The organism is Streptomyces sp. NRRL S-31 (assembly GCF_000718775.1).
Taxonomy (GTDB): Bacteria; Actinomycetota; Actinomycetes; order Streptomycetales; family Streptomycetaceae; genus Streptomyces.
The window spans coordinates 146651-173044 of sequence record NZ_JOCB01000001.1 but is presented as its reverse complement, the minus strand read 5'-3'; the positions used below and the strand labels follow the sequence as shown (position 1 = coordinate 173044).

The 26394-nt window shown below is 72.5% G+C and carries 24 protein-coding genes; 20 read left to right on the top strand and 4 right to left on the bottom strand.

Features of this window, described 5'->3' with window-relative positions; all coding sequences use genetic code 11:
- Positions 1-87 precede the first annotated feature (87 nt).
- From dnaK to IF37_RS0100730, 4 genes are read left to right on the top strand one after another with little or no spacing between them, the layout of a single operon-like run.
- Positions 88-1935, top strand: a complete 1848-nt coding sequence (gene dnaK / locus IF37_RS0100745; protein ID WP_030734367.1) for a molecular chaperone DnaK — start codon at positions 88-90, stop codon at positions 1933-1935.
- Positions 1932-2591, top strand: a complete 660-nt coding sequence (grpE, locus tag IF37_RS0100740) for a nucleotide exchange factor GrpE (protein ID WP_030734365.1) — start codon at positions 1932-1934, stop codon at positions 2589-2591. Before dnaK ends, grpE begins: the two co-directional genes overlap by 4 nt.
- Before the next feature lie 33 nt (positions 2592-2624).
- A complete protein-coding gene (gene dnaJ / locus IF37_RS0100735) occupies positions 2625-3797 on the top strand; it encodes a molecular chaperone DnaJ (RefSeq protein WP_030734363.1) in 1173 nt (390 codons plus the stop codon).
- 4 nt (positions 3798-3801) lie between these two features.
- A complete protein-coding gene (locus IF37_RS0100730) occupies positions 3802-4251 on the top strand; it encodes a helix-turn-helix domain-containing protein (RefSeq protein ID WP_030734361.1) in 450 nt (149 codons plus the stop codon).
- A gap of 67 nt (positions 4252-4318) precedes the next feature.
- Here the strand turns inward: IF37_RS0100730 and IF37_RS38865 are convergent, their stop codons facing one another.
- Positions 4319-5788 carry a fibronectin type III domain-containing protein gene (locus IF37_RS38865; RefSeq protein WP_079165477.1) on the bottom strand — a complete coding sequence of 490 codons (1470 nt, stop codon included), beginning with the start codon at positions 5786-5788 and terminating at the stop codon, positions 4319-4321.
- A gap of 295 nt (positions 5789-6083) precedes the next feature.
- Here IF37_RS38865 and IF37_RS0100720 point away from each other — a divergent pair, with 295 nt between their 5' ends.
- Positions 6084-7190: a substrate-binding domain-containing protein gene (locus tag IF37_RS0100720; RefSeq protein ID WP_030734358.1), complete on the top strand. Its 1107-nt coding sequence runs from the start codon at positions 6084-6086 to the stop codon at positions 7188-7190.
- Positions 7191-7353: 163 nt separating this feature from the next.
- Positions 7354-8394 carry a LuxR family transcriptional regulator gene (locus IF37_RS0100715; protein WP_052844901.1) on the top strand — a complete coding sequence of 347 codons (1041 nt, stop codon included), beginning with the start codon at positions 7354-7356 and terminating at the stop codon, positions 8392-8394.
- 45 nt (positions 8395-8439) lie between these two features.
- Here the strand turns inward: IF37_RS0100715 and IF37_RS0100710 are convergent, their stop codons facing one another.
- Positions 8440-9450: a helix-turn-helix transcriptional regulator gene (locus IF37_RS0100710; RefSeq protein ID WP_173456650.1), complete on the bottom strand. Its 1011-nt coding sequence runs from the start codon at positions 9448-9450 to the stop codon at positions 8440-8442.
- A gap of 128 nt (positions 9451-9578) precedes the next feature.
- Here IF37_RS0100710 and IF37_RS43270 point away from each other — a divergent pair, with 128 nt between their 5' ends.
- Positions 9579-9740, top strand: coding sequence for a hypothetical protein (locus IF37_RS43270; protein ID WP_173456636.1), 162 nt, complete (start codon positions 9579-9581; stop codon positions 9738-9740).
- 1 nt (position 9741) lies between these two features.
- Complete coding sequence (locus IF37_RS0100700) at positions 9742-10077, top strand: hypothetical protein (protein ID WP_030734352.1); 336 nt, start codon at positions 9742-9744, stop codon at positions 10075-10077.
- Between the two features lie 139 nt (positions 10078-10216).
- On the opposite strand, the gene IF37_RS0100695 is transcribed toward IF37_RS0100700, so the two are convergent.
- Positions 10217-10630: a pyridoxamine 5'-phosphate oxidase family protein gene (locus tag IF37_RS0100695; RefSeq protein WP_030734350.1), complete on the bottom strand. Its 414-nt coding sequence runs from the start codon at positions 10628-10630 to the stop codon at positions 10217-10219.
- A 126-nt stretch (positions 10631-10756) separates the two neighbouring features.
- On the opposite strand from IF37_RS0100695, the gene clpB reads away from it, so the two are divergent.
- Both clpB and IF37_RS0100685 read left to right on the top strand, forming a co-directional pair.
- The gene (gene clpB, locus IF37_RS0100690; RefSeq protein WP_030734348.1) at positions 10757-13354 is read left to right on the top strand and encodes an ATP-dependent chaperone ClpB; all 2598 of its coding nucleotides are present in this window, start codon (positions 10757-10759) and stop codon (positions 13352-13354) included.
- 277 nt (positions 13355-13631) lie between these two features.
- A complete protein-coding gene (locus IF37_RS0100685) occupies positions 13632-14162 on the top strand; it encodes a YbjN domain-containing protein (protein WP_030734346.1) in 531 nt (176 codons plus the stop codon).
- A 45-nt stretch (positions 14163-14207) separates the two neighbouring features.
- Here IF37_RS0100685 and IF37_RS0100680 read toward each other — a convergent pair whose 3' ends face one another.
- Entirely contained in the window at positions 14208-15392 is a 1185-nt protein-coding gene (locus IF37_RS0100680) for a pyridoxal phosphate-dependent aminotransferase (RefSeq protein WP_030734343.1), read from the bottom strand.
- 811 nt (positions 15393-16203) lie between these two features.
- Here IF37_RS0100680 and IF37_RS0100675 point away from each other — a divergent pair.
- The 10 genes from IF37_RS0100675 to kynU all read left to right on the top strand — a co-directional run bounded on the left by IF37_RS0100675 (position 16204) and on the right by kynU (position 26261).
- On the top strand, positions 16204-16746 hold the full coding sequence (locus IF37_RS0100675; RefSeq protein WP_030734341.1) for a DUF2617 family protein: 543 nt from the start codon (positions 16204-16206) through the stop codon (positions 16744-16746).
- A gap of 79 nt (positions 16747-16825) precedes the next feature.
- On the top strand, positions 16826-18457 hold the full coding sequence (locus tag IF37_RS0100670; RefSeq protein ID WP_030734339.1) for a polyamine aminopropyltransferase: 1632 nt from the start codon (positions 16826-16828) through the stop codon (positions 18455-18457).
- Positions 18458-18601: 144 nt separating this feature from the next.
- Positions 18602-19450 (top strand): SRPBCC family protein, encoded by an 849-nt coding sequence (locus IF37_RS0100665; protein WP_030734336.1) that lies wholly within the window; start codon positions 18602-18604, stop codon positions 19448-19450.
- Between the two features lie 47 nt (positions 19451-19497).
- Positions 19498-20286 carry an aldose epimerase gene (locus IF37_RS0100660; RefSeq protein ID WP_030734333.1) on the top strand — a complete coding sequence of 263 codons (789 nt, stop codon included), beginning with the start codon at positions 19498-19500 and terminating at the stop codon, positions 20284-20286.
- A 10-nt stretch (positions 20287-20296) separates the two neighbouring features.
- Positions 20297-20869: an orotate phosphoribosyltransferase gene (gene pyrE / locus IF37_RS0100655; RefSeq protein ID WP_030734330.1), complete on the top strand. Its 573-nt coding sequence runs from the start codon at positions 20297-20299 to the stop codon at positions 20867-20869.
- 143 nt (positions 20870-21012) lie between these two features.
- Positions 21013-22035 carry a class II fructose-bisphosphate aldolase gene (gene fbaA, locus IF37_RS0100650; protein WP_030734326.1) on the top strand — a complete coding sequence of 341 codons (1023 nt, stop codon included), beginning with the start codon at positions 21013-21015 and terminating at the stop codon, positions 22033-22035.
- 73 nt (positions 22036-22108) lie between these two features.
- Positions 22109-23566 (top strand): MFS transporter, encoded by a 1458-nt coding sequence (locus IF37_RS0100645; RefSeq protein ID WP_030734323.1) that lies wholly within the window; start codon positions 22109-22111, stop codon positions 23564-23566.
- A 102-nt stretch (positions 23567-23668) separates the two neighbouring features.
- Entirely contained in the window at positions 23669-24082 is a 414-nt protein-coding gene (locus IF37_RS0100640) for a DUF3151 domain-containing protein (protein ID WP_030734320.1), read from the top strand.
- A gap of 153 nt (positions 24083-24235) precedes the next feature.
- Positions 24236-25084: a tryptophan 2,3-dioxygenase family protein gene (locus IF37_RS0100635; RefSeq protein WP_030734317.1), complete on the top strand. Its 849-nt coding sequence runs from the start codon at positions 24236-24238 to the stop codon at positions 25082-25084.
- Positions 25077-26261 (top strand): kynureninase, encoded by a 1185-nt coding sequence (gene kynU, locus IF37_RS0100630; RefSeq protein WP_030734314.1) that lies wholly within the window; start codon positions 25077-25079, stop codon positions 26259-26261. Before IF37_RS0100635 ends, kynU begins: the two co-directional genes overlap by 8 nt.
- Positions 26262-26394 lie beyond the last annotated feature (133 nt).

Sequence of the window (26394 nt, the reverse complement as noted above, 5' to 3'; positions counted from 1 at the left end):
GTCTGGCTGACTCAGGTCTATTGACGCGGGGACTCTCCTGGTGCATAGTTGAGCGCAGTCCACTCAAGTCAGCTGGAGGAACCAACCATGGCACGTGCGGTCGGCATCGACCTGGGCACGACTAACTCCGTCGTCAGCGTTCTGGAGGGCGGCGAGCCCACCGTCATCACCAACGCAGAGGGCGCCAGGACCACGCCGTCCGTCGTCGCCTTCGCCAAGAACGGCGAGGTGCTCGTCGGCGAGGTGGCCAAGCGCCAGGCGGTCACGAACGTGGACCGGACCATCCGTTCGGTCAAGCGCCACATGGGCACCGACTGGAAGATCGAGCTGGACGGGAAGCCCTTCAACCCGCAGCAGATCTCCGCGTTCATCCTTCAGAAGCTGAAGCGGGACGCCGAGGCCTACCTGGGCGAGAAGGTGACCGACGCGGTCATCACCGTCCCGGCCTACTTCAACGACTCCGAGCGTCAGGCGACCAAGGAGGCCGGTGAGATCGCGGGTCTGAACGTCCTGCGCATCGTCAACGAGCCGACCGCCGCGGCGCTCGCCTACGGCCTCGACAAGGACGACCAGACGATCCTCGTCTTCGACCTCGGCGGCGGCACCTTCGACGTGTCCCTGCTGGAGATCGGCGACGGCGTCGTCGAGGTGAAGGCCACCAACGGTGACAACCACCTCGGTGGTGACGACTGGGACCAGCGCGTCGTCGACTACCTGGTCAAGCAGTTCCAGTCCGGTCACGGCGTGGACCTGAGCAAGGACAAGATGGCCCTCCAGCGCCTCCGCGAGGCCGCCGAGAAGGCCAAGATCGAGCTGTCCTCCTCCACCGAGACCTCGATCAACCTGCCCTACATCACGGCGTCCGCCGAGGGCCCGCTGCACCTGGACGAGAAGCTCACCCGCGCCCAGTTCCAGCAGCTGACGGCCGACCTGCTGGAGCGCTGCAAGACGCCGTTCCACAACGTCATCAAGGACGCCGGCATCTCCATCAACGAGATCGACCACGTCGTCCTCGTCGGCGGTTCCACCCGCATGCCCGCCGTCGCCGAGCTCGTCAAGGAGCTGACCGGCGGCAAGGAGGCCAACAAGGGCGTGAACCCGGACGAGGTCGTCGCCATCGGCGCCTCGCTCCAGGCCGGTGTCCTCAAGGGCGAGGTCAAGGACGTCCTGCTGCTCGACGTCACCCCGCTGTCCCTCGGCATCGAGACCAAGGGCGGCATCATGACCAAGCTGATCGAGCGCAACACCACGATCCCGACCAAGCGCTCGGAGATCTTCACCACGGCCGAGGACAACCAGCCGTCGGTGCAGATCCAGGTCTACCAGGGCGAGCGCGAGATCGCCGCGTACAACAAGAAGCTCGGCATGTTCGAGCTGACCGGTCTGCCGCCGGCGCCGCGCGGCGTCCCGCAGATCGAGGTCTCCTTCGACATCGACGCCAACGGCATCATGCACGTGACCGCCAAGGACCTGGGCACGGGCAAGGAGCAGAAGATGACCGTCACCGGCGGCTCCTCGCTGCCGAAGGACGAGGTCGACCGCATGCGCGAGGAGGCCGAGCGCTACGCGGAGGAGGACCACAAGCGCCGCGAGGCCGCCGAGACCCGCAACCAGGGCGAGCAGCTCGTCTACCAGACCGAGAAGTTCCTCAAGGACAACGAGGACAAGGTCCCCGGCGAGGTCAAGACCGAGGTGGAGTCCGCCGTCGCCGAGCTGAAGGAGAAGCTCAAGGGCGAGGACACCGCCGAGATCCGCACCGCCACCGACAAGGTCGCCGCCGTCTCGCAGAAGCTGGGCCAGGCGCTGTACGCCGACGCCCAGGGCGCGCAGGCCGCGGGTGCCACCGCCGGTGCCGGTGCCGGTGAGGCCAAGGCCGACGACGACGTCGTGGACGCCGAGATCGTGGACGACGAGCGCAAGGACGGTGCCGCGTGACGGAGGAGACCCCGGGCTTCGAGGAGAAGCCCGACGTCCCCTCCGGCGCCACCTCCGACGACGCCGAGCCGAAGGCCGCCTCCTCCACCGAGGAGAAGGCGGCCCCGGCCGGGGACGCGAACGCAAGTGCCGGCCAGGTCGGCCAGCTGGACCAGGTGCGCACGGCGCTGAACGAGCGCACGGCGGACCTCCAGCGCCTCCAGGCCGAGTACCAGAACTACCGCCGCCGCGTCGAGCGTGACCGGATCGCGGTCAAGGAGATCGCCATCGCGAACCTCCTGACCGAACTCCTGCCCGTCCTCGACGACATCGGCCGCGCGCGGGAACACGGCGAGCTGGTCGGCGGCTTCAAGTCGGTGGCCGAGTCGCTGGAGACGGTCGCGGCCAAGATGGGCCTCCAGCAGTTCGGCAAGGAGGGCGAGCCCTTCGACCCGACCATCCACGAGGCCCTGATGCACAGTTACGCACCGGACGTCACCGAGACGACCTGCGTGGCGATCCTCCAGCCGGGGTATCGCATCGGCGAGCGCACCATCCGCCCCGCGCGGGTGGCGGTCGCCGAGCCGCAGCCGGGGGCGCAGACGGTCAAGGCCGAGGGGACCGACGAGGAACCCGCGGCCGGCGACGAGAAGGACAACGGCCCTGAGGAGGGCTGACGTAGACACCGAGTGGAAGGAGGGGCGTCGGGGATGAGCACCAAGGACTTCATCGAGAAGGACTACTACAAGGTCCTCGGCGTCCCCAAGGACGCCACCGAGGCGGAGATCAAGAAGGCGTACCGGAAACTCGCCCGCGAGTTCCACCCGGACGCCAACAAGGGGAACGCCAAGGCCGAGGAGCGCTTCAAGGAGATCTCCGAGGCGAACGACGTGCTCGGCGACCCCAAGAAGCGCAAGGAGTACGACGAGGCGCGCGCGCTGTTCGGCAACGGTGGCTTCCGCCCCGGGCCGGGCGCGGCCGGCGGCTCCTTCAACTTCGACCTGGGCGACCTCTTCGGAGGCAACGCCCAGGGCGGGGGCTTCGGCGGTGGACTCGGTGACGTCTTCGGGGGCCTGTTCAGCCGCGGCGGCGCCGCGGGCACCGGCACACGGACCCAGCCCCGGCGCGGCCAGGACGTCGAGTCCGAGGTCACGCTGAGCTTCACGGAGGCCATCGAGGGCGCCACGGTGCCGCTGCGGATGTCCTCCCAGGCGCCCTGCAAGACGTGCTCGGGCACCGGCGACAAGAACGGCACGCCGCGCGTGTGCCCGACCTGCGTCGGCACCGGGCAGGTCGCGCGGGGCTCCGGCGGCGGCTTCTCGCTCACCGACCCCTGCCCGGACTGCAAGGGGCGCGGCCTGATCGCCGAGCACCCCTGCCCGGACTGCAAGGGCAGCGGGCGCGCCAAGTCGTCGCGGACCATGCAGGTCCGCATCCCCGCGGGGGTGACCGACGGCCAGCGCATCCGGCTGCGCGGCAAGGGCGCGCCCGGCGAGCGGGGCGGCCCGGCCGGCGACCTGTACGTGGTCGTCCACGTCGGGGAGCACCCGGTGTTCGGACGCAAGGGCGACAACCTCACCGTCACCGTGCCGGTGACGTACCCGGAGGCGGCCCTCGGCGGCGAGGTGCGGGTGCCGACCCTCGGCGGCCCGGCGGTGACCCTGAAGCTGCCGCCCGGCACCCCGAACGGCCGGACGATGCGGGCCCGGGGCAAGGGCGCGGTCCGCAAGGACGGCACCCGCGGCGACCTGCTGGTCACCGTCGAGGTGCGGGTCCCGGCGGACCTGTCGGGGAAGGCTCGTGACGCGCTGGAGGCGTATCGCGAGGCGACCGCGGGCGAGGACCCGCGGGCGGAGCTGTTCGAGGCCGCGAAGGGAGCTTGAGGGTATGGACGGCCGTCGGCGTAACCCGTATGAACTGACCGAGGAGACCCCGGTCTACGTCATCTCGGTGGCGGCCCAGCTCTCCGGACTCCACCCGCAGACGCTGCGCCAGTACGACCGCCTGGGCCTGGTCTCCCCGGACCGCACCGCGGGCCGGGGCCGGCGGTACTCGGCCCGGGACATCGAACTGCTCCGCCAGGTGCAGCAGTTGTCCCAGGACGAGGGCATCAACCTGGCCGGCATCAAGCGGATCATCGAACTGGAGAACCAGGTCGTCGCGCTCCAGTCCCGGGTCGCGGAGCTGGAGTCGGCCCTGGACGGCGCGGCGGCGGCGATGCAGCAGCGCGAGGCCGCCGTGCACGCCTCCTACCGGCGGGACCTGGTCCCGTACCAGGAGGTCCAGCAGACCAGCGCGCTGGTGGTGTGGCGGCCCAAGCGCAAGCAGCAGGACTGACGCGCCTCGGCGCGCGACGAGAGGGGCCCGGACATCGGGCCCCTCTCGCGTTGTCCGCCCCGGCCGGTCAGGGAGCCGGGGCCACCGTGACGTCACCGGCGGCGGTGGCGGGCTCGGTGCCGTCCTCCACCGGCGGGGTGCCCAGTTCGGTCGCGACCACCACGTCGGCCTCACCGGTCATCTCGTAGCGCGAGTTCCAGGACGTGTCGACGGCCTCCACGAAGAAGCAGCGCTCCTCGCCGTCCGGCGTCGACTGGTACCGGTAGGAGGTGACGTCGGGCATCAGCCAGGCGTCCTGGGACGCGGAGCAGACCCGCTCCTCGCCGTCGCTCAGGACCCGGCCCGCGTAGACGGAGTACCGGAGCAGGTCGGGGGCCGGGTTCGGGTCCCACGTCAGCTCGAAGCCGTAGTCGGTCGGGGTGGCCTTCAGCCCGGTGACGGGCGGCGGCGGGGTGTCGTCCCGGCGCGCGCCGGTGAGGGCGGCGGAGCGGGCGGACTCGTTGCCCGCCGCGTCCACCGCGGTCACCTTGTAGGAGTACCGGGTGCCCACCGCCGCCGTGGCGTCCCGGTAGGACTCCTCCGTCGTCTCGCCGAGGCGGGTGTAGGTGCCGTCCGCGCTCGTCGCCCGGTACACCCGGTAGGAGGCCGCGCCCAACTGCACGCTCCAGCCGATGCGCAGGCCGCCCTGCTCGGAGGCGTCGGTGACCTCCAGGCCGGCCGGTGCGCCGGGCGCGGTCCGGTCGGCGGTGGTGACGGGCTTGTCCGCCGTGCCCGCGGACTCGTTGCCGGCCTTGTCGAAGGCGCGGACCTCGTAGTAGTACGTGTCGCCGGTCACCGGGAGGGTGGTGTCGGTGAAGCTGGTGGCGGTGGTCCCGGCCAGCGGCGCCGCCTCGTACGGGTAGCCCTTGAGCCGCCGGTAGACGCGGTAACCGGCGAGGTCCAGCTCGTTGTTCTTCGACCAGCCGACCTTGGCGCGGCCGGTCGCGGCGTCGTACGTCACCGAGAGCCCGGCGGGCACCAGGGGCTTGACCTTGTCGACGTCGGCGGTGGTGCGGGGCGTGTAGGCGAAGGAGACGTTCGCGGCGCCGGTCCAGTTCACGAAGTCCACGCGGAGCGTGTGCCGGCCGGCCGGGACGGTGACGTTGACGGTCTTCTTCTGGGTCGTGGACACGTTCTTCCACAGGTCGACCTTGCGGGTGCCGTCCAGGTAGACCCGGATGCCGTCCTGGGCGGAGACCGGCAGGGCGAACGGGCCGCCGGAACCGAAGTCGCGGGTCACGGTCCAGCGGACGCCGAAGTTGTCCTTGGGCAGTCCGGTCGCGGGGGCGCCGGTGCGCCAGTTCTCGTTGACGGTGCTGTCGCAGTCGGTCTTCTTCGGAGTGCCGGAGAAGGTGGTGTTCGCGAAGAACTGCCGGGTGTAGACCGGCGAGGCGCACTTCGGGGCGGCGGCGGAGGCGGACGGGGCGGCCACGCCGAGCAGGGCGCCGGAGGCGGCGAGCACGACCGCCGTGGCGGTCGCTCGTCTGGCTGAGTTCATTCGTTCCTCTGATCGAGTCGGAGTGCGGCTCGAGGCCGCCGCAGAGCACGACTCGTGTGGAACGGGGTTGGTTGTACGGATCTTTGCCGTTCCGTGAACTCCCCTTGCGTGGACGGCCCGTAAAGAGTCGTTGAAGGAGGTTTCGCGCAACCTCCACATGCGCAGCCGAGCGTGCTGTTGCGCACTCGTTAAGTGATTCTCCTTGACGCCGGGTGACGCCGGAGCGTTGTCTTTTCAGACACCTGGGTCGTATAGCAGCACCCACGTCCGGAACACACCTGAAGTGAGCCCTCGAATGCGTCGTATCGCCCTCTCCGTGGCCGCATCCACGATGACCCTCTCACTCGCCGGCTGCGGGGTGCTGAACGCGACGGGTGACGGCGCGAGCGCGAGCCCGACGAAGGGTGACGACATCACCGTGGGTCTGCTGCTGCCGGAGAAGGCGAACACCCGTTACGACAAGTTCGACTACCCGATCATCAAGGCCAAGGTCGCCCAACTCACCAAGAACAAGGGCAAGGTCGAGTACGCCAACGCCGACGCCAGCCCCTCCCGGCAGGCCGAGCAGCTCCGGAACATGATCGACGCCAAGGTCGACGTCATCCTGCTCGACGCGGTGGACGCGCACGGCATCGCCCAGGGGGTGAAGAAGGCGAAGGACGCGGGCATCCCGGTCATCGCCTACGACCGCCTCGCCGAGGGCCCGATCGACGCCTACATCTCCTTCGACAACGAGCTGGTCGGCGAGGTGCAGGGCCGGTCCCTGCTGGAGGCCCTCGGACCGGGCGCCGGCACCTCCGACAAGATCGTCATGATCAACGGCTCGCCCACCGACCCGAACGCCAGGCAGTTCAAGGAGGGCGCGCTCTCCGAGCTGAACGGCAAGGTGACGATCGCCGAGAGCTACGACACCACGAAGTGGAAGCCGGAGATCGCCGAGGCCAACATGGCCAAGGCGATCGCGGAGATCGGCAAGAACGACATCGCCGGTGTCTACTCCGCCAACGACGGCATGGCGGGCGGCGTCATCAAGGCCCTGAAGGCGGCCGGCGTCACCCAGCTGCCCCCGGTCACCGGCCAGGACGCCGAACTGGACGCGGTCCAGCGGGTGGTGAGCGGTGAGCAGTACATGAGCGTCTACAAGTCCTACCCGACCGAGGCCGAGGCCGCCGCGCAGATGGCCGTCGCCAAGCTCCAGGGCAAGGACATCCAGTTCGACGCTCTCACCCAGGACCGGGTGGACAGCCCCACCGTCAAGAACGTGCCGTCGAGGCTGCTCCAGGTGAGCGCGCTGACCCGGCACACCATCAAGGACACGGTCGTCGCGGACGGCATCTACTCGATCGACGAGATCTGCACCGCCAAGTACCGCGCGGCCTGCACGGCGATCGGGTTGAAGTAGCCGGCTGGAGCGGCCGACGGGGCGCCCGCCGCGGAGACCTGTCATACCCGGGCAGAGCGGTACTTTCCGGTGTCCCGTGCGGAGGGAGCCGTGTTGCGGACCCGGTCGGCGCCGCGCATAGTTGCGTCGCGGAAGAGGCAGCACACCGGGGGTGGAATGGGCGATGGCCGGGCACGGGGCGGAGGAGCACCCTCACGGTGCCGACCGGCTGTGTGAGGCCGGGGACCGGGTGTACTCCCGCGCGGTGCGCCGGGGACGGGTGCCGCGCACGGACGCCGGGCCCGTGCCCTGCCTGCTGGAGCTGGCCCTGCTGCATCCCGACCCCGACGACATGGACTGGCTGGTGCCGACCTCTCCGCAGGAGGTCATGACCCGGCTGCTGCGCGGGGTGTACGACGAGGTCAGCGCGAGCCAGCGGCGGGTGGGCTCGGCGGTGGCCGCGTTCGAGTGGTACGCGGGCCTCGGCGGGGGGACGGACGCCCCGGCACCGGCCGAGGGCAGCGCCATCCGCGTCCTGGACGGGCTCTCCCGCATCCAGGCCGCGATGGACGAGGCGACCGAGGCGTGCACCACGGAGGTGCTCACCGTGCAGCCCGGCGGCATCCGGCGGGAGGCCGAGCTGACCGAGGGCCTGCACCGGGCCCTCGCCCTGCGCGGCCGGGGCGTGCGGATGCGCGACCTCTACACACATGTGGCCCGGCACGGGCAGGGGCTGCTCAACTACCTGGAGCTGATGGGCGACACGGTGGAGGCCCGCACCCTGGACGAGGTCATCGACCGGCTCATCCTCTTCGACCGCACGGTGGCCTTCGTCCCCGCCAACGCCGACCGCACGATGGCCCTGGAGCTGCGCCACCCGGCCCTCGTCGGCTACCTGGTGACGGTCTTCGAGCGGCTGTGGCGGCTGGCGATCCCGCTCACCGCGCCCCTGCCCGACACCGGGATCGAGGGCATCTCGCACCGCGAGCAGTCGATCGCCGCGCTGCTTGCCGAGGGCCACCAGGACGCGGTGATCGCCGAGCGGCTGGGCATCAGCGTCCGCACCTGCCGGGCCCACATCGCGCGCCTGTCGGAGACGCTGGGCGCGGCCAGCCGTACCCAGCTGGGCGTCCGGATCGCCCAGGTCGGGCTGGACGGCCACCGACCGCAGCGGCCGGCCACCGCCCGCACCGGCCCCGAAGGGGAGCCCCCGCCCGCCCGGTGAGGTGACCGGGCCGCGCCCGCGCCGGGCCCCGGGCCGTCCGTGACCTCACTGGTCCCGGTTCAGCATGCCGGACTGCGCGATGAGGTAGCCGAGCTGGGCGCGGCTGCCGCTGCCGAGGGCGGTGGCCAGCTTGGCGATGTGGGCGCGGCAGGTGCGGACGTTCATGCCGAGGCGCCGGGCGATGGCCTCGTCCACATGCCCCTCGACCAGCAGCTTGGCGATGGAGTGCTGGATCTCGGTGATGCCGTCGGGGGCGGTCTCGTAGGGGGCGCCGGCGCTCAGCGGGACCGCGCGGTCCCACATGAACTCGAAGACCTTGATCAGATAGCGGACGAGTCCCGGGTGCCGGAGTTCCAGCGCGACCTGCCGGTCGTCGCGGACGGGTATGAAGGCCACGGTCTCGTCGCAGATGATGAGGCGCTCGACCAGCTCGTCGATGGTGCGGTACTCCGCCTTGCCGTCGACGAACTGGTTGACGTAGGCGAGCCGCTCGGGGCTGTAGCGGGCCGTGTGCTGGTAGAGGGTGCGGATGCGCACACCGCGTTCGATCAGCGGCTTGTCCCGCTCCAGCCCCTCCACGAGCCGGCGCTCCGGGTGGCGGGCGCTCGGCTGGACCGTGAGCACCTCGGTCCGGCACTGGGCCGTGGCCAGGTCGAGGGCGGTGTTGATCCGGTCCAGGCCCTCCAGCACGGTGATGGAGTGGGTGGTCGCCGTCGCCTGGGTGCTGAGGTTCATGAACGGCTCGAAGGCCGCCGCGAGTTCGGTGGACAGCCGGCGGCGCTCGCCGATCTCGCGTTCCAGGGGGTTGAGCCGCTGGGAGAGGGCGACCGAGGGCGGCACGGGCCGCAGCCAGTTCGCGTCGTCGGGGTCGGGGTGGAGCAGGGCGAACTCCATCAGGCACGGAGCGGCCTCCACGTCCGCGCGGGAGACACGTCCCGTCCGCAGCGCGCTCGCGTAGAGGCGGCTCCCCTCGGGGCACAGCTCCGTCAACGCATGGGGATGTCCGTCAATAGCCTGATTCGTCACCAAATCTCCACCCCCCAGGGTCCTGAACATGCAGGAACATGATGCACTGATTGTGTGGTCATGACGTGTCCGAATGAGCCATCGTCTTATCCGACGGGGGAAGAGGGGACCTTCAAGTGAGGACGAAGCCGACTATGCGTAAGAGAATGCTTCGCTCGGTGCTTGTCGCCGCCTTCTCCGCCGTTGTGGCCTTCGGATCGCTGAGTGGCCTCTCTGGCGAGAAGCGCGACGTCCGGGCGGACACCGTCTGGTCCGTCACGGCTCCGGTCAAGGGCGAGGACAGCACGTCCATGCACACGACCGACACCGTGTGGAGCTGACGTGACCACTCCACCCGACGACCGCTCCTTCCGTCGTGAGATGGCCACCGCCTACCGCTCCGGCTGGCACTTCATCGACCTGGTCACCGCCATCCCCCACAGTGGTGACTCGTTGATGGTGACGGTGTTCGGCGAGCCGGTCGTCGTGACGCGGGACGAGGACGGCGACCTACGGGCGTACCGGTGCCTGCGCAAGCCGCGTGGCGCGCCGCAGCCGGTGCGCTGTGCCATCCGGTACGGAATGATCTTTGTGAACCTGGACCAGCGGGACCACCGGCTCTCCGAGCCGGAGGAGTCCGACCTGAGGACCATCTCGGCCACCCCCCGCAGTGCCTGACGCGATTCCCCCGTCGTAACAGATCGCTCAGGTGCTTCCCCCCGCAGCGGCGTCACCGTGACCTGAACACGGTGACGCCGCTGCCGTTTTACGGGGACATTTCCCGGTATGGGCGCGCTTCCACGGTGGCTGAAACTGTTCACCCGTGCCCCAGGGCCCGGTCGACCTCGATCTCGATCACCACACGGGCCGGATTCAGGCGGGGCGCCCGTTCGTAGCGCTCGGCGTAGCGCCGCTCCGCCTCCGCCACCCGCTCCGGTTCGGCGCGCACCCGCGCCCGTCCCTCCAGCGTGGCCCAGCGCCGGCCGTCCACCTGGCAGACCGCGACCCGGGCGCCCTCGGGCCCGGCCGCGCGCACGTGCCGGGCCTTCGCGCTCGTGCCGCTGGTGATGACGCGGGCCAGCCGGGCGCCGGCGTCGTACGTGACCCCCACCGGCACCACGTGCGGGCTGCCGTCCGGGCGCAGGGTCGTCAGTGTGCACAGATGCCGCTCGCGCCAGAAGGCGAGGTACGGCTCGTCGGGGGAAGCCGGATCCACGGAGTGCCTCGTCATGCGCGCAACCTAGCCCCGAAGTGCTCCCCGGGAAACCGTGACGACACCTTGAGTGGAATAGACTCAACTTTGTGTACGCTGACTAAGTCAGCAGTCGCGAGGTCGACGAGGAGGAGAACGGACACCGTGGATGCCGAGCTGACCAACAGGAGCCGGGACGCGATCAACGCCGCGAGCAGTCGCGCCGTGACCGAGGGACACCCGGACCTCACCCCAGCCCACCTGCTGCTGGCTCTGCTCCAGGGGCAGGACAACGAGAACATCACCGATCTGCTCGCCGCCGTGGAGGCCGACCAGGCCGCCGTACGCGCCGGCGCCGAGCGGATCCTGGCCGGGCTGCCCAGCGTGACCGGGTCCACCGTCGCGCCGCCGCAGCCCAACCGCGAACTGCTGGCCGTGATCGCCGACGCCGGCGAGCGCGCGAAGGAACTGGGCGACGACTACCTGTCCACCGAGCACCTGCTGATCGGTGTCGCCGCCAAGGGAGGTGCCTCCGGTGAACTGCTCACCCGGCAGGGCGCCGACGCCAAGAAGCTGCTGGAGGCCTTCAGGAAGGCCAGGGGAGGACGCCGCGTGACCACCGCCGATCCCGAGGGTCAGTACAAGGCCCTGGAGAAGTTCGGTACCGACTTCACCGCCGCCGCCCGCGAGGGCCGGCTGGACCCGGTCATCGGCCGGGACCAGGAGATCCGGCGGGTCGTGCAGGTGCTGAGCCGCCGCACGAAGAACAACCCCGTGCTCATCGGCGAGCCCGGCGTCGGCAAGACGGCCGTCGTCGAGGGGCTCGCCCAGCGGATCGTCAAGGGGGACGTGCCCGAGTCGCTGAAGGACAAGCGGCTGGTGGCGCTGGACCTCGGGGCGATGGTCGCCGGTGCCAAGTACCGCGGCGAGTTCGAGGAGCGGCTGAAGGCCGTCCTCGCCGAGATCAAGGACTCCGACGGCCAGATCATCACCTTCATCGACGAGCTGCACACCGTCGTCGGCGCGGGTGCCGGCGGCGATTCGGCCATGGACGCGGGCAACATGCTCAAGCCCATGCTGGCCCGCGGCGAGCTGCGCATGGTCGGCGCCACCACGCTCGACGAGTACCGGGAGCGGATCGAGAAGGACCCGGCGCTGGAGCGCCGCTTCCAGCAGGTGCTGGTCGCCGAGCCCACCGTCGAGGACACCATCGCGATCCTGCGCGGTCTGAAGGGCCGCTACGAGGCCCACCACAAGGTGCAGATCGCCGACAGCGCGCTGGTGGCCGCCGCCACCCTGTCCGACCGCTACATCACCTCCCGCTTCCTGCCGGACAAGGCCATCGACCTCGTGGACGAGGCCGCCTCGCGCCTGCGCATGGAGATCGACTCCTCGCCCGTGGAGATCGACGAGCTCCAGCGTTCCGTGGACCGGCTGAAGATGGAGGAGCTGGCGATCGGCAAGGAGACCGACCCGGCCTCCCGCGAGCGGCTGGAGAAGCTGCGCCGCGACCTCGCCGACAAGGAGGAGGAGCTGCGCGGGCTGACCGCGCGCTGGGAGAAGGAGAAGCAGTCCCTCAACCGGGTCGGTGAGCTGAAGGAGCGCCTGGACGACCTGCGCGGACAGGCCGAACGCGCTCAGCGCGACGGCGACTTCGACACCGCCGCCAAGCTGCTGTACGGCGAGATCCCGCAGCTGGAGAAGGAGCTGGAGGCCGCCTCCGCCGCCGAGGAGGAGGCCGCCCGGGACACCATGGTCAAGGAGGAGGTCGGCTCCGACGACATCGCCGACGTGGTCGCCGCCTGGACCGGCATCCCGGCCGGCCGGCTGATGGAGGGCGAGACGCAGAAGCTGCTGCGCATGGAGGACGAGCTGGGCCGGCGGCTGATCGGCCAGGGCGAGGCCGTGCGGGCGGTCAGCGACGCCGTGCGGCGGTCGCGGGCCGGGATCGCCGACCCCGACCGGCCGACCGGGTCCTTCCTCTTCCTCGGCCCGACCGGTGTCGGCAAGACCGAACTGGCCAAGGCGCTCGCGGACTTCCTCTTCGACGACGAGCGGGCCATGGTCCGCATCGACATGTCGGAGTACGGCGAGAAGCACAGCGTGGCCCGGCTGGTCGGCGCCCCTCCCGGGTACGTCGGCTACGAGGAGGGCGGCCAGCTCACCGAGGCGGTGCGGCGGCGCCCGTACAGCGTGGTCCTGCTGGACGAGGTGGAGAAGGCCCACCCGGAGGTCTTCGACGTCCTCCTCCAGGTGCTGGACGACGGCCGGCTGACGGACGGCCAGGGCCGCACGGTCGACTTCCGCAACACCATCCTGGTGCTCACCTCCAACCTGGGCAGCCAGTTCCTGGTCGACCCGCTCAGCAGCGAGACGGAGAAGAAGGAGCAGGTCCTGGAGGTCGTCCGGGCCTCCTTCAAGCCGGAGTTCCTCAACCGGCTGGACGACCTGGTGGTCTTCTCGGCACTGACCAAGCCGGAGCTGGAGCGGATCGCCCAGCTCCAGATCGAGCGGCTCGCCAAGCGGCTGGCCGAGCGGCGGCTGACGCTGGACGTCACACCGGAGGCGCTGGCCTGGCTGGCGGAGGAGGGCCTGGACCCGGCGTACGGCGCCCGGCCGCTGCGCCGCCTGGTGCAGTCCGCCATCGGCGACCGGCTCGCCAGGGAGATCCTGTCCGGCGAGGTCAAGGACGGCGACACGGTCCGCGTGGACCGGTTCGGCGAGGGCCTGCTGGTCGGTCCGGCGACCGGCAAGACGCTCTGATCCCCGGCCGCCCCCGCCGGCGCCCCGAGGGCGTGCGGCGGGGGCGGGTGGTCCGACGACGCGGCGCGGACCGGGCTGATCCGCACCAAGCCGCACCAAGCCGAACGAAGCAGCGCGAAGCCGCACGAAGCAGCTCCGGCCCGGGGCGCGGACCGGCGGGCACCGCACCCGGTCGCCGGAACGGGTGCCGGCTCGGGGCCGAGCGGCGGGTCGGGGGTTGCCACCCCCCTCCCCGCATGGGGGAGGATGGCGGCATCCGCATGAAGGGAAAAACACGGTGAGCATCGACCCGTCCTCGATTCCGAACTTCGGGGGCCAGCCCGAACCGCAGCCCCAGGGACCGGCGGGCCCCGTCCTCCCGGATCAGGACCTGGTGAAGCAGCTTCTCGACCAGATGGAACTGAAGTACGTCGTCGACGAGGAGGGTGACCTCGCCGCGCCGTGGGAGCAGTTCCGCACCTACTTCATGTTCCGGGGTGAGGACGAACAGCAGATCTTCTCGGTCCGTACCTTCTTCGACCGCCCCCACCAGATCGAGGAGAAGCCCCAGCTCCTGGAGGCCATCGACGACTGGAACCGCCGCACGCTGTGGCCGAAGGTGTACACCCACACCCACGACGACGGCACCGTCCGCCTGATCGGCGAGGCCCAGATGCTGATCGGCACGGGCGTCGACATCAACCACTTCGTCTCCTCCACGGTCAGCTGGGTGCGGGCCGCGATCGAGTTCGACAAGTGGCTGGTGGAGCTGCTCGGCCTGGAGCAGGAGGTCGACGGCACGGAGAAGCCCGAGGACGACGGCGAGTAGGCGCGCGGCGTCCGGGTCCGGGGGCGGTGCCCCCGGACCGGGGCCTCACATGCCCCGCAGCCGGTCCGCCGCCTCCCGCAGCACCTCCTGCCGCTTGCAGAAGGCGAACCGCACGAACGGCGCCCCCGCCTCGCGGTCGTCGTAGAAGACGGAGTTCGGGACGGCGACCACGCCCGCCCGCTCGGGCAGGGCGCGGCAGAAGGCGAGACCGTCCGTCTCGCCGAGGGGACGGATGTCGGTCGTGATGAAGTACGTGCCGGCCGGCCGGAACACCTCGAAGCCCGCCGCCGTGAGCCCCTCCGCGAGGATGTCCCGGCGGGCGAGCATGCCCCGGCGGAACTCCTCGAAGTAGGAGTCGGGCAGGGCGAGCGCCTCGGCGACCGCGTACTGGAAGGGCCCCGAGGCGACGTACGTCAGGAACTGCTTCACCGAGCGCACCGCGCCGACCAGCTCCGGCGTCCCGGTCACCCAGCCGACCTTCCAGCCCGTGAAGGAGAAGGTCTTCCCCGCCGAGCCGATGCTCACCGTGCGCTCGCGCATCCCCGGGAAGGTGGCGAGCGGCAGGTGCCGGGCGCCGTCGAAGACCAGGTGCTCGTACACCTCGTCGGTCACCACCAGCAGGTCCCGCTCCACCGCCAGCGCGGCGATCGCGGCCAGCTCCGCGCGGTCGAGGACCGTGCCGGTGGGGTTGTGCGGGGTGTTGACCAGCAGCAGCCGGGTGCGGTCGGTGACGGCGGCGCGCAGCTCGTCCAGGTCCAGGCGGAAGCCGCCCTCGTGCGGCCGCAGGGTCACCGGCACCCGGCGCCCGCCCGCCATCGCGATGCTCGCCGCGTACGAGTCGTAGTACGGCTCCAGCGCCACCACCTCGTCCCCCGGCTCGACCAGTGCCAGCAGCGCCGCCGCGATCGCCTCCGTCGCGCCCGCCGTGACCAGCACCTCGGTGTCGGGGTCGTAGGACAGGCCGTAGTGGCGCTCCTGGTGCGCGGCGACCGCGGTGCGCAGTTCCGGGACGCCGGGGCCCGGCGGGTACTGGTTGCCGCGCCCGTCGCGCAGCGCCCGGACGGCGGCCTCCCGGATCTCCTCGGGGCCGTCGGTGTCGGGGAAGCCCTGCCCCAGGTTGATCGACCCGGTCGCCACGGCGAGCGCCGACATCTCGGCGAAGATCGTCGTCCCGAACTCGGCGAGCCGGCGGTTGAGGTGAGGACGTGCGCTGGAGGTCATGCCGGTCATCCTGCGCTCAAGCTCTGGAGTTCCTCAACTCCGCTTTGCCCGCCGCGGCGGCCGGGCATCCCCCCGGCACCGCGCGTGAGCGGTGACACGGCGAGGCGCCCACGGGGGGCCGCTTCGGGGGAGACGGAAGGAGGGTGACGCCATGATCGAGGGCATCATCCTGGCGATGATCGCGGTGGTTCTGGTCACGGCGGCCCAGGCCCGCCGGAACCGGCGGAACCGGGTGTCGCTCGGCAAGGGCGGCGGACGGAGCCGGGCGCGGCGCTGGTCGGCGTCGTCGGCGTCCTCGGCGGGATCGGCGGGATCGAGCAGCTGGTGGGCCGGTGGCGGCGACTCCGGTTCGTCGGGGGGCGGGCACCACGGAGGCCACCACGGCGGGCATCACGGAGGCCACTCCTGCGGCGGGGGTCACTCCTGCGGCGGAAGCTCCTCCTGCGGCGGGGGGTCGTCCTGTGGCGGGGGTTCGTCGTGCGGCGGCGGGGGCGGATGCGGCGGGGGCAACTGACACGGGAATCGAGCGTGGGTTCCGCACCCGATCGAGCGCCCGCCGGGCGGCACCTCCGGCGGGCGCTCGGCGTATCCGGACCCGCGCCCGGCGTACGCCATGGTTGAACAGTTGAGCTGAGGAGCCCCCTAGGGGATGGAAACCCCTATGAACTTGGGTAAAAACGCTGTGACGGCGCCCCTGTTCGTGGTTCTCTCTAGAACGCCGACGCAGCCCCTCGGACGCCCCCCGACTCGCCACTCAGGCCGGGCCGGCCGGGCCGACGTCGTCGATCTCCCCCTCCTTGCGTGTTAGCGGAGCCGATCCATGCTCACGACCCTGAACACCACCTACACCGATACGCGCGCTGCCGACCTCGCCTGGGCCCTGGGCCGCGAACCGCTGCCCGCCCTGGCCAGCCTCGACCTCGAACTGACCGGCGCCAAACTCCAGTTGAGGCTGCTCGGCGCGTCCCACCAAGTGCTCCTCGACGAGCGGCGGGGCATCTGCTCGGAGACGGTCGCGTGCATCCCCGGCTCCAGCACCCCGCTGCCGCTGGGCGTCGCCAAGCGGATCGACGACTGGGAGTACGAGTTCGCCGCCCGGGTCGAGGTGCTCACCCCCGGCTCGTTCGCGGGCCGCGCCCAGGAGCTGCTGGCCCTCGTCTCCGACCATCCGCACGGCCTCGCCGGCGTCTTCCCCGGCAGCCCGCACGCCTTCACCGCGATGCTCGCCCAGCAGGGGGAGGGCCAGGTGCACTGGCGCACCTGGCACGCCTACCCGCAGGACGGGCAGCTGGTGGCCACCTGGACCCGGGTCGGGGCGCGGAGCCGGGCGGCGCGGCGGACCGGACACTCGGCGGCGACATAAACCCGTCGTGCGCCGAGCGCCCCCGGATCCACGCGTGTGGGTGACGAAGCGTGGCGCGTCGGTGACGTAACGTCGCAACGTGATCGAACCGTACGCCCCCGCGCCCCCGGGTGCCCCGCCCGTCCGGACCGGCTCCGCCCGTACCGGCCCCGCACGGCTGCCCGTCCGGCCCGGCACCGGGCGGTTCCTGGTCCTCGTGTGCGGCTTCGTCTGCGCGGCCTGCGGACTCGTGTACGAACTCGAACTCGTCGCGTTCGCCTCCTACTTGATCGGCGACCCGGTCACCCAGGCGTCCGTGGTGCTGTCCGTGATGGTGTTCGCCATGGGCATCGGCTCCCTCGGGGCCAAGCGGCTGCGCCGGCGTGCGGCGACCGGCTTCGGCGCGGTCGAGTCGGCCCTCGCGCTGACCGGCGGATGCAGCGCCATGGTGCTGTACGCCGTGTTCGCCTGGACCGCCGGCTGGGGCGGCGCGTGGGCCTACGGTCCCCGCTGTCTCCTGGTCACCTTCGCCCTCGCCATCGGCCTGCTCATCGGCGCCGAGGTGCCGCTGCTGATGGAGCTGATCCAGCGCATCCGGCGGCAGGACGCCGGCGGCGCGGTGGCCGACCTGTTCGCCGCGGACTACGTGGGCGCCCTGGTCGGCGGCCTCGCCTTCCCCTTCCTCCTGCTGCCGTTCCTGGGCCAGCTGACCGGGGCGCTGCTGACCGGCACGGTCAACGTCGTCGCGGGCGGCGCCCTGGTCCTCGGCCTCTTCCGCCGCGACCTCACCCGCCGCGCCCGCTGGACGCTCCTGCTCACCACTCTCGCCGTCCTCGGTGTCCTCGGCTCCGCCGCCGCCCTCGCCGACGACTTCGAACGGGCCGCCCGGCACGCCGTGTACGGCGACGACGTCCGGGTGGCCGTGCGGACCGGCGTCCAGGAGGTCGTCCTGGCCGGGGGCACCCACGGGCGGCCCCTCGGCCTCTTCCTCGACGGCCGCCTCCGTGTCGGCGGCCCGGACGGACGCCGCTACCCGGAGGCGCTGGTCGCCCCGGCCCTGGCCGGTCCGCACCCGCGCGTCCTGGTCCTCGGCGGCGGCGACGGGCTCGCCGTCCGGGAGGTGCTGCGCCACCGCGGGGTGCGCCGGGTCGACGTCGTCGAACGCGACCCGGGCCTGGTCCGGCTGGCCCGCCGCGACCCGGGACTGTCCGCCGCCAACGGCCACGCCTTCGCCGACCCGCGGGTGCGCGTCGCCACCGCCGACGCGCTCGCCTGGCTGCGGACGGTGCGCGCACCGGCGTACGACGTGGTGGTCTCCGACCTCCCGGGCCCCGGCACCGCCGACGGCACCAAGCTGTACTCCCGGGAGTTCTACGGCCTGGTCCGCCGGGCGCTGACCGCGCACGGCCGGCTGGTGGTGCACGCCGGCCCCGTCACCGGCCGCCCCCGTGCCTTCTGGACGGTCGCCGCGACCCTCCGCACGGCCGGCTTCGCCGTCTCCCCCTACCGGGTGCCCGGCCCCGGCTCCGGCTCCCCGGCCGGTGCCGGCCGCGCGCCGGGCGACTGGGGCTTCCTGCTGGCCGCCCCGGGCCGCGACGCCCCACCGCTGCGGCTGGGCGCCCCGCGTCCGCGCACGCTGACCCGGGCGGACCTGGCGGCGGACGCGAGGGCGGCGGAGCGGACGCGGATCGACGGGTTGCGGGCGTCGACGCTGGCGCGTCCGCGCTACTGAGGCGGCTTGGGCCCCCGCCCCGGCCGGCCGGTTCGGACGGTGGGGACGCCCCGGCCGGCGGACGGGCGGTCGTACGGAGGTCCGGCGCGGAGCCCCCGGCACGGCAGGGTGCGTTCCGGCCCCGACTGGGTAGGCTCCACCGACATGGAGCACCAGGTCTTCGTCCCGGTCCCCGCCGAGAGGCTCGCCGCCGCGCTGGCCGACCCCGCGCGCGTCGCCCGGGCGATCCCCGGGCTACAGCAGGACGCCGGTGCCGAACTCGTCGCCGGCCGGCTGAAGCTGCGCGTCGGCGGACACTCCGTCACCTACCGGGGGGCGCTGCGGGTGACGCCCCGGCAGGACGGCACGTTCGCCGTCGAGGGCGAGGCCGCCGAGGCGCGCGGCACCGGCACGGTCCGGCTCGCCCTGACCCTGCGGACGGCGGACACCGACGGCGGCTGCACGGTCACGGTCGAGGGCACGGCCGGCGCGGACGGCCGGATCGCCGAACTGCCGGCGGAGGCGGTGGCCTCGACGGCGGCCAGGCTGCTGGACCGCTCCCTGGAGGCCCTGGCGGCAGAGGGCCGCGAACCCCGGGCGGAGGCCGGCTCCGCGCCCGAACACCCCGCCTCCCCCCAGGACTCCGCCCCGCAGGACCCGGCGTCCCGGCCCTCCGTCTTCGACACCGACGTCCCCCCGTCCTCCCTGGCCCCGGACACGGACGACGACCTCGGCACCGGTACCGACGGCCGCGACGCCGACCGCCCCGACCGGCTTCCCGGGGACTTCACCGACACGGGCGAGCCGCCCGCCGAGGCCGCGCACGCGCGCCGCACGATGATCGGCCGCAGCGCCGAGGAGGTCGACCACGCCCCGCCGCGCGGGCGGTACGCCCCCGTACCGGCCCCGCAGGGCGTCGCCGGCAACCAGGCCCTGCGCTGGGCGGCCCCCGCCGCGGCGCTCGCCGTCGCCTCGGCGATCGTGGTCACCCGCGCCCTGCGCAAACGGCGCTGAGCGGCGTCCCGCGCGCCCGGCCGAACGCCCCAGTAGGGTTCGGTCCCGTGAGCAACGAAGACATCACGCTGACCGCGGGCGACGCGGAAGTGACCGTACGGCCCGGCAACGGCGGCCGGATCGGCGGGCTGCGGATCGGCGGCGTCGAGCTGCTGCGGCAGGGCGAGCGCTACGGCTGCTTCCCGATGGTGCCCTGGTGCGGCCGCATCCGCGACGGCCGCTTCCTGGACGGCGGCACCGTCCGCCAGATGCCGCTCAACTCCCCGCCGCACGCCATCCACGGCACCGGGCGCGACGGCGCCTGGCGCACCGCGCGGGTCACGGAGGACGAGGCGGTGATCACCCGCGAGCTGACCGACCCCTGGCCGCACCCCGGCCGCGTCACGCAGAGCGTCGCGCTCGCCGAGGACCACCTGACGCTGACGATGTCCGTGGAGACGTACGACGACTCCTTCCCGGCGCAGCTCGGCTGGCACCCCTGGTTCCTGCGCAACCTCGGCGGCCGGGACGTCCGGCTGGACTTCGCGCCCGCCTGGCAGGAGGAGCGCGGCGCCGACCACCTGCCCACCGGCAACCGGATCGACCCGCTGCCGGGCCCCTGGGACGACTGCTTCGGCATGCCCGGCGGCGTCGACGTCACCCTCACCTGGCCGGAGCTGCTGGAGCTGAAGGTGACCAGCCGCGAGGAGTGGGTGGTGGTCTACGACGAGCAGGCCGAGGCGGTCTGCGTCGAGCCGCAGACCGGGCCGCCCAACGGCCTGAACACCCTTCCGCGCCTGGTCACCCCGCTGGACCCGCTGGAGGCGAGCACCACCTGGCGCTGGCGCCGGCTCTAAGCTGGTCGGCATGACGGACGTCGACGAAGCAATGCCGGCAGGCACCCGTGGCGCACTGCTGCGGCAGATCAAGGACAAGGCCGTGGTGCACGGCAAGGTGACCCTCTCCTCGGGGCTGGAGGCCGACTACTACATCGACCTGCGCCGCGTCACCCTCGACGGCGAGGCCGCCCCGCTGGTCGGCCAGGTGCTGCTGGACCTCACCGCCGACCTGGAGTTCGACGCGGTCGGCGGGCTCACCATGGGCGCCGACCCGGTCGCCGCCGCCATGCTGCACGCCGCCGCCGCGCGCGGGCGGCGGCTGGACGCGTTCGTCGTCCGCAAGGCCGCCAAGGCGCACGGGATGCAGCGGCGCGTCGAGGGCCCGGACATCGCGGGCCGCCGGGTCCTGGTGGTCGAGGACACCTCCACCACCGGCGGTTCCCCGCTGACCGCCGTGGAGGCCGTGCGCGAGGCCGGTGCCGAGGTGGTCGCCGTGGCGACCATCGTGGACCGGGCGACGGGCGCCGCCGAGAAGATCGAGGCCGGCGCGGGCGTTCCGTACCGTTTCGCCTTCTCGAAGGATGAACTGGGTCTGGACTGACGACGCGCATTGACCTGGACTTGACCGGCACGTGGACCATCGGTTCCCTTCTGGGAAGATGGGGCCGACGATGACGTCGCACCCTCAGGTCTAGGTCAGGGCCGTAACGCAGAACGCCAACCCGCAACTCAAGGAGCGGACAGATGCCCATCGCAACCCCCGAGGTCTACAACGAGATGCTCGACCGGGCGAAGGCAGGCAAGTTCGCCTACCCGGCCATCAACGTCACCTCCTCGCAGACCCTGAACGCCGCCCTGCGCGGCTTCGCGGAGGCGGAGAGCGACGGCATCGTCCAGATCTCGACCGGTGGTGCCGAGTTCCTCGGCGGCCAGTACAGCAAGGACATGGTGACCGGCGCGGTCGCGCTCGCCGAGTTCGCGCACATCATCGCCGAGAAGTACCCGGTCAACATCGCGCTGCACACCGACCACTGCCCGAAGGACAAGCTCGACGGGTACGTCCGTCCGCTGATCGCGCTGTCGAAGAAGCGCGTCGACGCCGGTCTCGCCCCGCTGTTCCAGTCGCACATGTGGGACGGCTCCGCCGAGACCCTGGCCGACAACCTCCGGATCGCGGAGGAACTGCTGGAGCAGGCCCGCGCCGCCCGGATCATCCTGGAGGTGGAGATCACCCCCACCGGCGGTGAGGAGGACGGCGTCTCGCACGAGATCAACGACGAGCTGTACACCACCGTCGACGACGCGATCCGCACCGCCGAGGCGCTGGGCCTGGGCGAGAAGGGCCGCTACCTGCTGGCCGCCTCCTTCGGCAACGTGCACGGCGTGTACAAGCCGGGCAACGTCGTGCTCCGCCCCGACCTGCTGAAGGAGCTGAACGACGGCGTCGCCGCCCGGTTCGGCAAGGCGTCCCCGTTCGACTTCGTCTTCCACGGCGGCTCCGGCTCCACCGAGCAGGAGATCCAGACCGCGCTGGAGAACGGCGTGGTGAAGATGAACCTCGACACGGACACCCAGTACGCCTTCACCCGTCCGGTCGCCGCGCACATGTTCCAGAACTACGACGGCGTCCTGAAGGTCGACGGCGAGGTCGGCAACAAGAAGGCCTACGACCCGCGCACGTGGGGCAAGCTGGCCGAGGCGAGCATGGCCGCGCGCGTCGTCGAGGCCACGCAGCACCTGCGCTCGGCGGGCAACAAGATCAAGTAACCGGAGGGTCCCGTACCTCCCGGCGGGCCCGGCGGCTGTCCCTGCCGCCGGGCCCCGCTGTATACCTGGGGGCATGCCCGACGTCCGGCTCGCCTCGCCCCAGGGCAAATGGATCCTGTTCACCACGGTCCTCGGCTCCGCCATGGCGCTGCTGGACTCCACCGTGGTCAACGTCGCCCTGCCGCGCATCGGCCAGGACCTGGACACGAGCCTGGCCGCCCTCCAGTGGACGGTCAACGCGTACCTGGTCACGCTGGCCGGTCTGATCCTGCTCGGCGGCTCGCTCGGCGACCGCTACGGCCGCCGCAGGGTCTTCGTCGTCGGGGTGGTCTGGTTCGCCACCGCCTCCCTGCTCTGCGGTCTCGCCCCGTCCTCCGGCGTGCTGATCGCCGCGCGGGCGCTGCAAGGCATCGGCGGCGCCCTGCTCACGCCCGGCTCCCTCGCGCTCATCCAGGCGTCCTTCCACCCCGACGACCGCAGCCGGGCGGTCGGGCTGTGGTCCGGCTTCGGCGGGATCGGCGCGGCCGTCGGCCCGTTCCTGGGCGGCTGGCTGGTGGCCGGCCCCGGCTGGCGCTGGGTGTTCCTGCTCAACGTGCCGCTGGCCCTGCTGTGCGTGCCGGTCGCGCTGCGGCACGTGCCGGAGTCCGCCGACCGGCGGGCCCACGGCCGGTTCGACGTCCTCGGCGCGGTCCTCGGCGCCCTGGCCCTCGCCCTCGTCACCTACGCGCTCATCGAGGCACCCTCCGGCTCCCCGGCGGTGGCCCTGACCGCGGCGGCGGGCCTGGCGGCGGCCGTGGCCTTCTGGTACGTCGAGCGGCACCACCCCGACCCGATGCTGCCGCCGGACATCTTCGCCTCCCGCCGGTTCACGGCCGTCAACCTCGTCACCCTGTGCGTGTACGCGGCCTTCGGCGGTTTCTTCTTCCTCACCGCGCTCCAGCTCCAGGTGGTGGCGGGCTACTCGCCGCCGGCCGCGGGCACGGCGCTGCTCCCCACCACGGCCCTGATGCTGCTGTTCTCCTCCCGCTCGGGCGCGCTGGCCGACCGCACCGGCCCGCGGCTGCCGCTGACGGTGGGGCCGCTGCTGTGCGCGGCGGCGATGCTGCTGATGCTGCGGGTGGGCGAGGGCGCGGACTACCTCACGGACGTCCTGCCCGCGCTGCTGGTGATGGGCGCCGGCATGGTCACGCTGGTCGCCCCGCTGACCGCCACCGTGCTCGCCTCCGTCGACCCCGCCCGGGCGGGCCTGGCCAGCGGCGTCAACAACGCGGCGGCGCGCGCGGCCGGTCTCGTGGCGGTGGCGGCGCTGCCGCTGCTGACGGGGATGGGCCCGGAGGCGTACCGGTCGCCCACGGCGTTCGACGCGGCGTTCGACCGGGCGATGCCGCTGTGCGCGGGGGTGCTGCTGCTGGGCTCGGTCGTGGCGTTCGCGCTGGTCCGTGCTCCGGAGCCGGGTTGCCGTCGTCCGGAGTGCCGTACGCACGGGAGTGTGACGGCGCCGCCGCTGGAGGGGGGCCGCGCGGGCGGGTGAGCGGCCGGCCGGGCGGTGCCGGTGGGCACGGGGGGCCGCCGGGACGGGCGGTCGGCACCCCGGGTCGAGGCGGCCGGTGTGCCCGTGCGCGAGACTGATCCCATGACGATTCACGAGAACCTTCTCGGCGGTCCGCCCCCGACCCACCTCCCCGACGACCCCGGGCCCCGTGAGGCCCTGGCGGCCGGCACCGCGCCGGCGGACGTCGCCGCGGCGCACCCCACCTCCTCCCTCGCCTGGGCACAGCTGGCCGACGACGCGTTCGAGCGGGGCTCGGTCGTCGAGTCGTACGCCTACGCCCGTACCGGCTACCACCGCGGCCTGGACGCCCTGCGCCGCAGCGGCTGGAAGGGACACGGCCCGGTGCCGTGGGAGCACGAGCCGAACCGCGGCTTCCTGCGGGCCCTGCACGCCCTCGCCCGGGCCGCCCAGGCCATCGGCGAGCAGGACGAGTACGAGCGCTGCACGCAGTTCCTGAAGGACTCCTCCCCGACGGCGGCCCAGACCCTGGGCTGACCCGCGGGCCGGTCACCGGTCGAGGCCCGTCCGGCAGCGGGCGGGCCTTGCCGTACCCGGGGGCATTGCGGAGGATGCGGGGTGGGGACCGGGGCCCCCGTGCCGGCATCGGCAGGGGCGGACCGCTACCCGGATCGACAACAGGAGACAGCGATGTCCCAACCGGCTCACCCCCCTCACCAGGCCGCTGAGCCCGAGACCCCGAACCTGGACTTCGCGGGGACGACGCCCTACGAGGACTACGTCAAGGCGGACGTCCTCACCCATCTCCAGCACACCCTCTCCGACGACCCCGGGGAGATGGTCTTCCTGGTGACCACCCAGGTCATGGAGTTGTGGTTCACGGTGATCGTGCACGAGTGGGAGACGGCCGCCCGGGCGCTGCGCTCGGACGACGTGCCGGCCGCGATCGCCGCGCTGAAGCGCTCGGTGCGCGAGCTGGAGGCCCTGAACGCCTCCTGGAAGCCGCTCGGCCAGCTGACCCCGGCGCAGTTCAACGCCTACCGGAGCGCGCTCGGAGAGGGCTCCGGATTCCAGTCGGCGATGTACCGGCGCCTGGAGTTCCTGCTCGGCGAGAAGTCCGCGGCCATGCTCGTACCGCACCGCGGCGCCCCCCGCGTCCACGCGGAGCTGGAGAAGGCGCTGCACGAGCCGAGCCTGTACGACGAGGTGGTCCGGCTCCTCGCGCGCCGCGGCCACGAGATCCCGGCGTCCGTGCTGCGCCGGGACGTCTCCGAGCGGTACGAGCCCGCGCCCGCCGTGGAGGCCGCCTGGACGGCCGTCTACGCGGGGGACGAGAGCGACGGACTCGCCCGGCTCGGCGAGGCGCTGACGGACGTGGCCGAGCTGGTGTGGCGCTGGCGCAACGACCACCTGGTCGCCACCCGGCGCGCGATGGGCGCCAAGACGGGTACGGGCGGCTCGGCCGGTGTGGCCTGGCTGGAGAAGCGCGCCCGGAAAAACGTCTTCCCCGAGCTGTGGACGGCGAGGTCCCATGTCTGAGCAGGTCCTGCGCGCCCGGAAGCTGGACGCCGAGGACGAACTCGCCGCCCTGCGCGAGCGTTTCGTCCTCGACGACACGGTCTACCTGGACGGCAACTCCCTGGGCGCGCTCCCCGCGCACGTCCCCGACCGGGTGGCGGACGTCGTCCGCCGCCAGTGGGGCGAACTGCGCATCCGCTCCTGGGAGGAGAGCGGCTGGTGGACGGCGCCGGAGCGGATCGGCGACCGGATCGCCCCGCTGGTGGGCGCGGCGCCCGGCCGGATCGTCGTCGGCGACTCCACGAGCGTCAACGTCTTCAAGGCACTCGTGGCCGCCGTCCGCATGGCGGGCGAGGACCGCGACGAACTCCTGGTGGACGCCACGACCTTCCCCACGGACGGCTACATCGCCGAGTCGGCGGCCCGGCTGACCGGCCGCACCCTGCGGGCGGTGACCCCGGCCGAGGTGCCCGGCGCGCTGGGCGACCGCACGGCCGCGGTGCTGCTGAACCACGTCGACTACCGCACCGGCCGGCTGCACGACCTCCCGGCGCTCACCGCCGCGGTGCACGCGCACGGCGCCCTCGTGGTCTGGGACCTGTGCCACAGCGCGGGCGCGCTGCCGGTGGGCCTGGACGAGCACGGGGTGGACCTGGCGGTCGGCTGCACCTACAAGTACCTGAACGGCGGCCCGGGTTCCCCGGCCTACCTGTACGTGCGCCGGGACCTCCAGGACCGCTTCGACTCCCCGCTGCCCGGCTGGAACTCGCACGCCGAGCCCTTCGGGATGGACCCCGTCCACACCCCGGCCACGGGCCCCGCGCGCGGCCGGGTCGGCACGCCGGACATCCTCTCCCTGCTGGCGCTGGAGGCGGCCCTCGATGTCTGGGACGGGGTGTCCGTCGCCGCCGTACGGGCCAAGTCCCTCGCCCTGACGGACTTCTTCCTGGAGTGCGTCGGGGCGTACACCGAGCCGGGCCGGGTGGAGTGCGTGACCCCCGAGCGGCACGCTGAGCGGGGCAGCCAGATCGCGCTGCGCTGCCCGGACGCGGGCGAGGTGATGAAGCGCCTGATCGCCCGGGGCGTGGTGGGCGACTTCCGCCACCCCGACGTCCTCCGCTTCGGCTTCACCCCGCTCTATGTGGGCTTCCGTGACGTGGAGCGGGCGGCCCGGGTGCTGGGGGAGGAGCTGGCGTAGCCGCCCGTGCGGGGGCGGGGGCGGGGGACCCGGTCCCGTCCTTCCCGCCCCCCCACGCCCCACGGAACCGTCCCGCTTTCGCGTGCCCGACCTGCCCGTGTCCGCGCACGTCACCGGCCTGGTACCGTCCCCG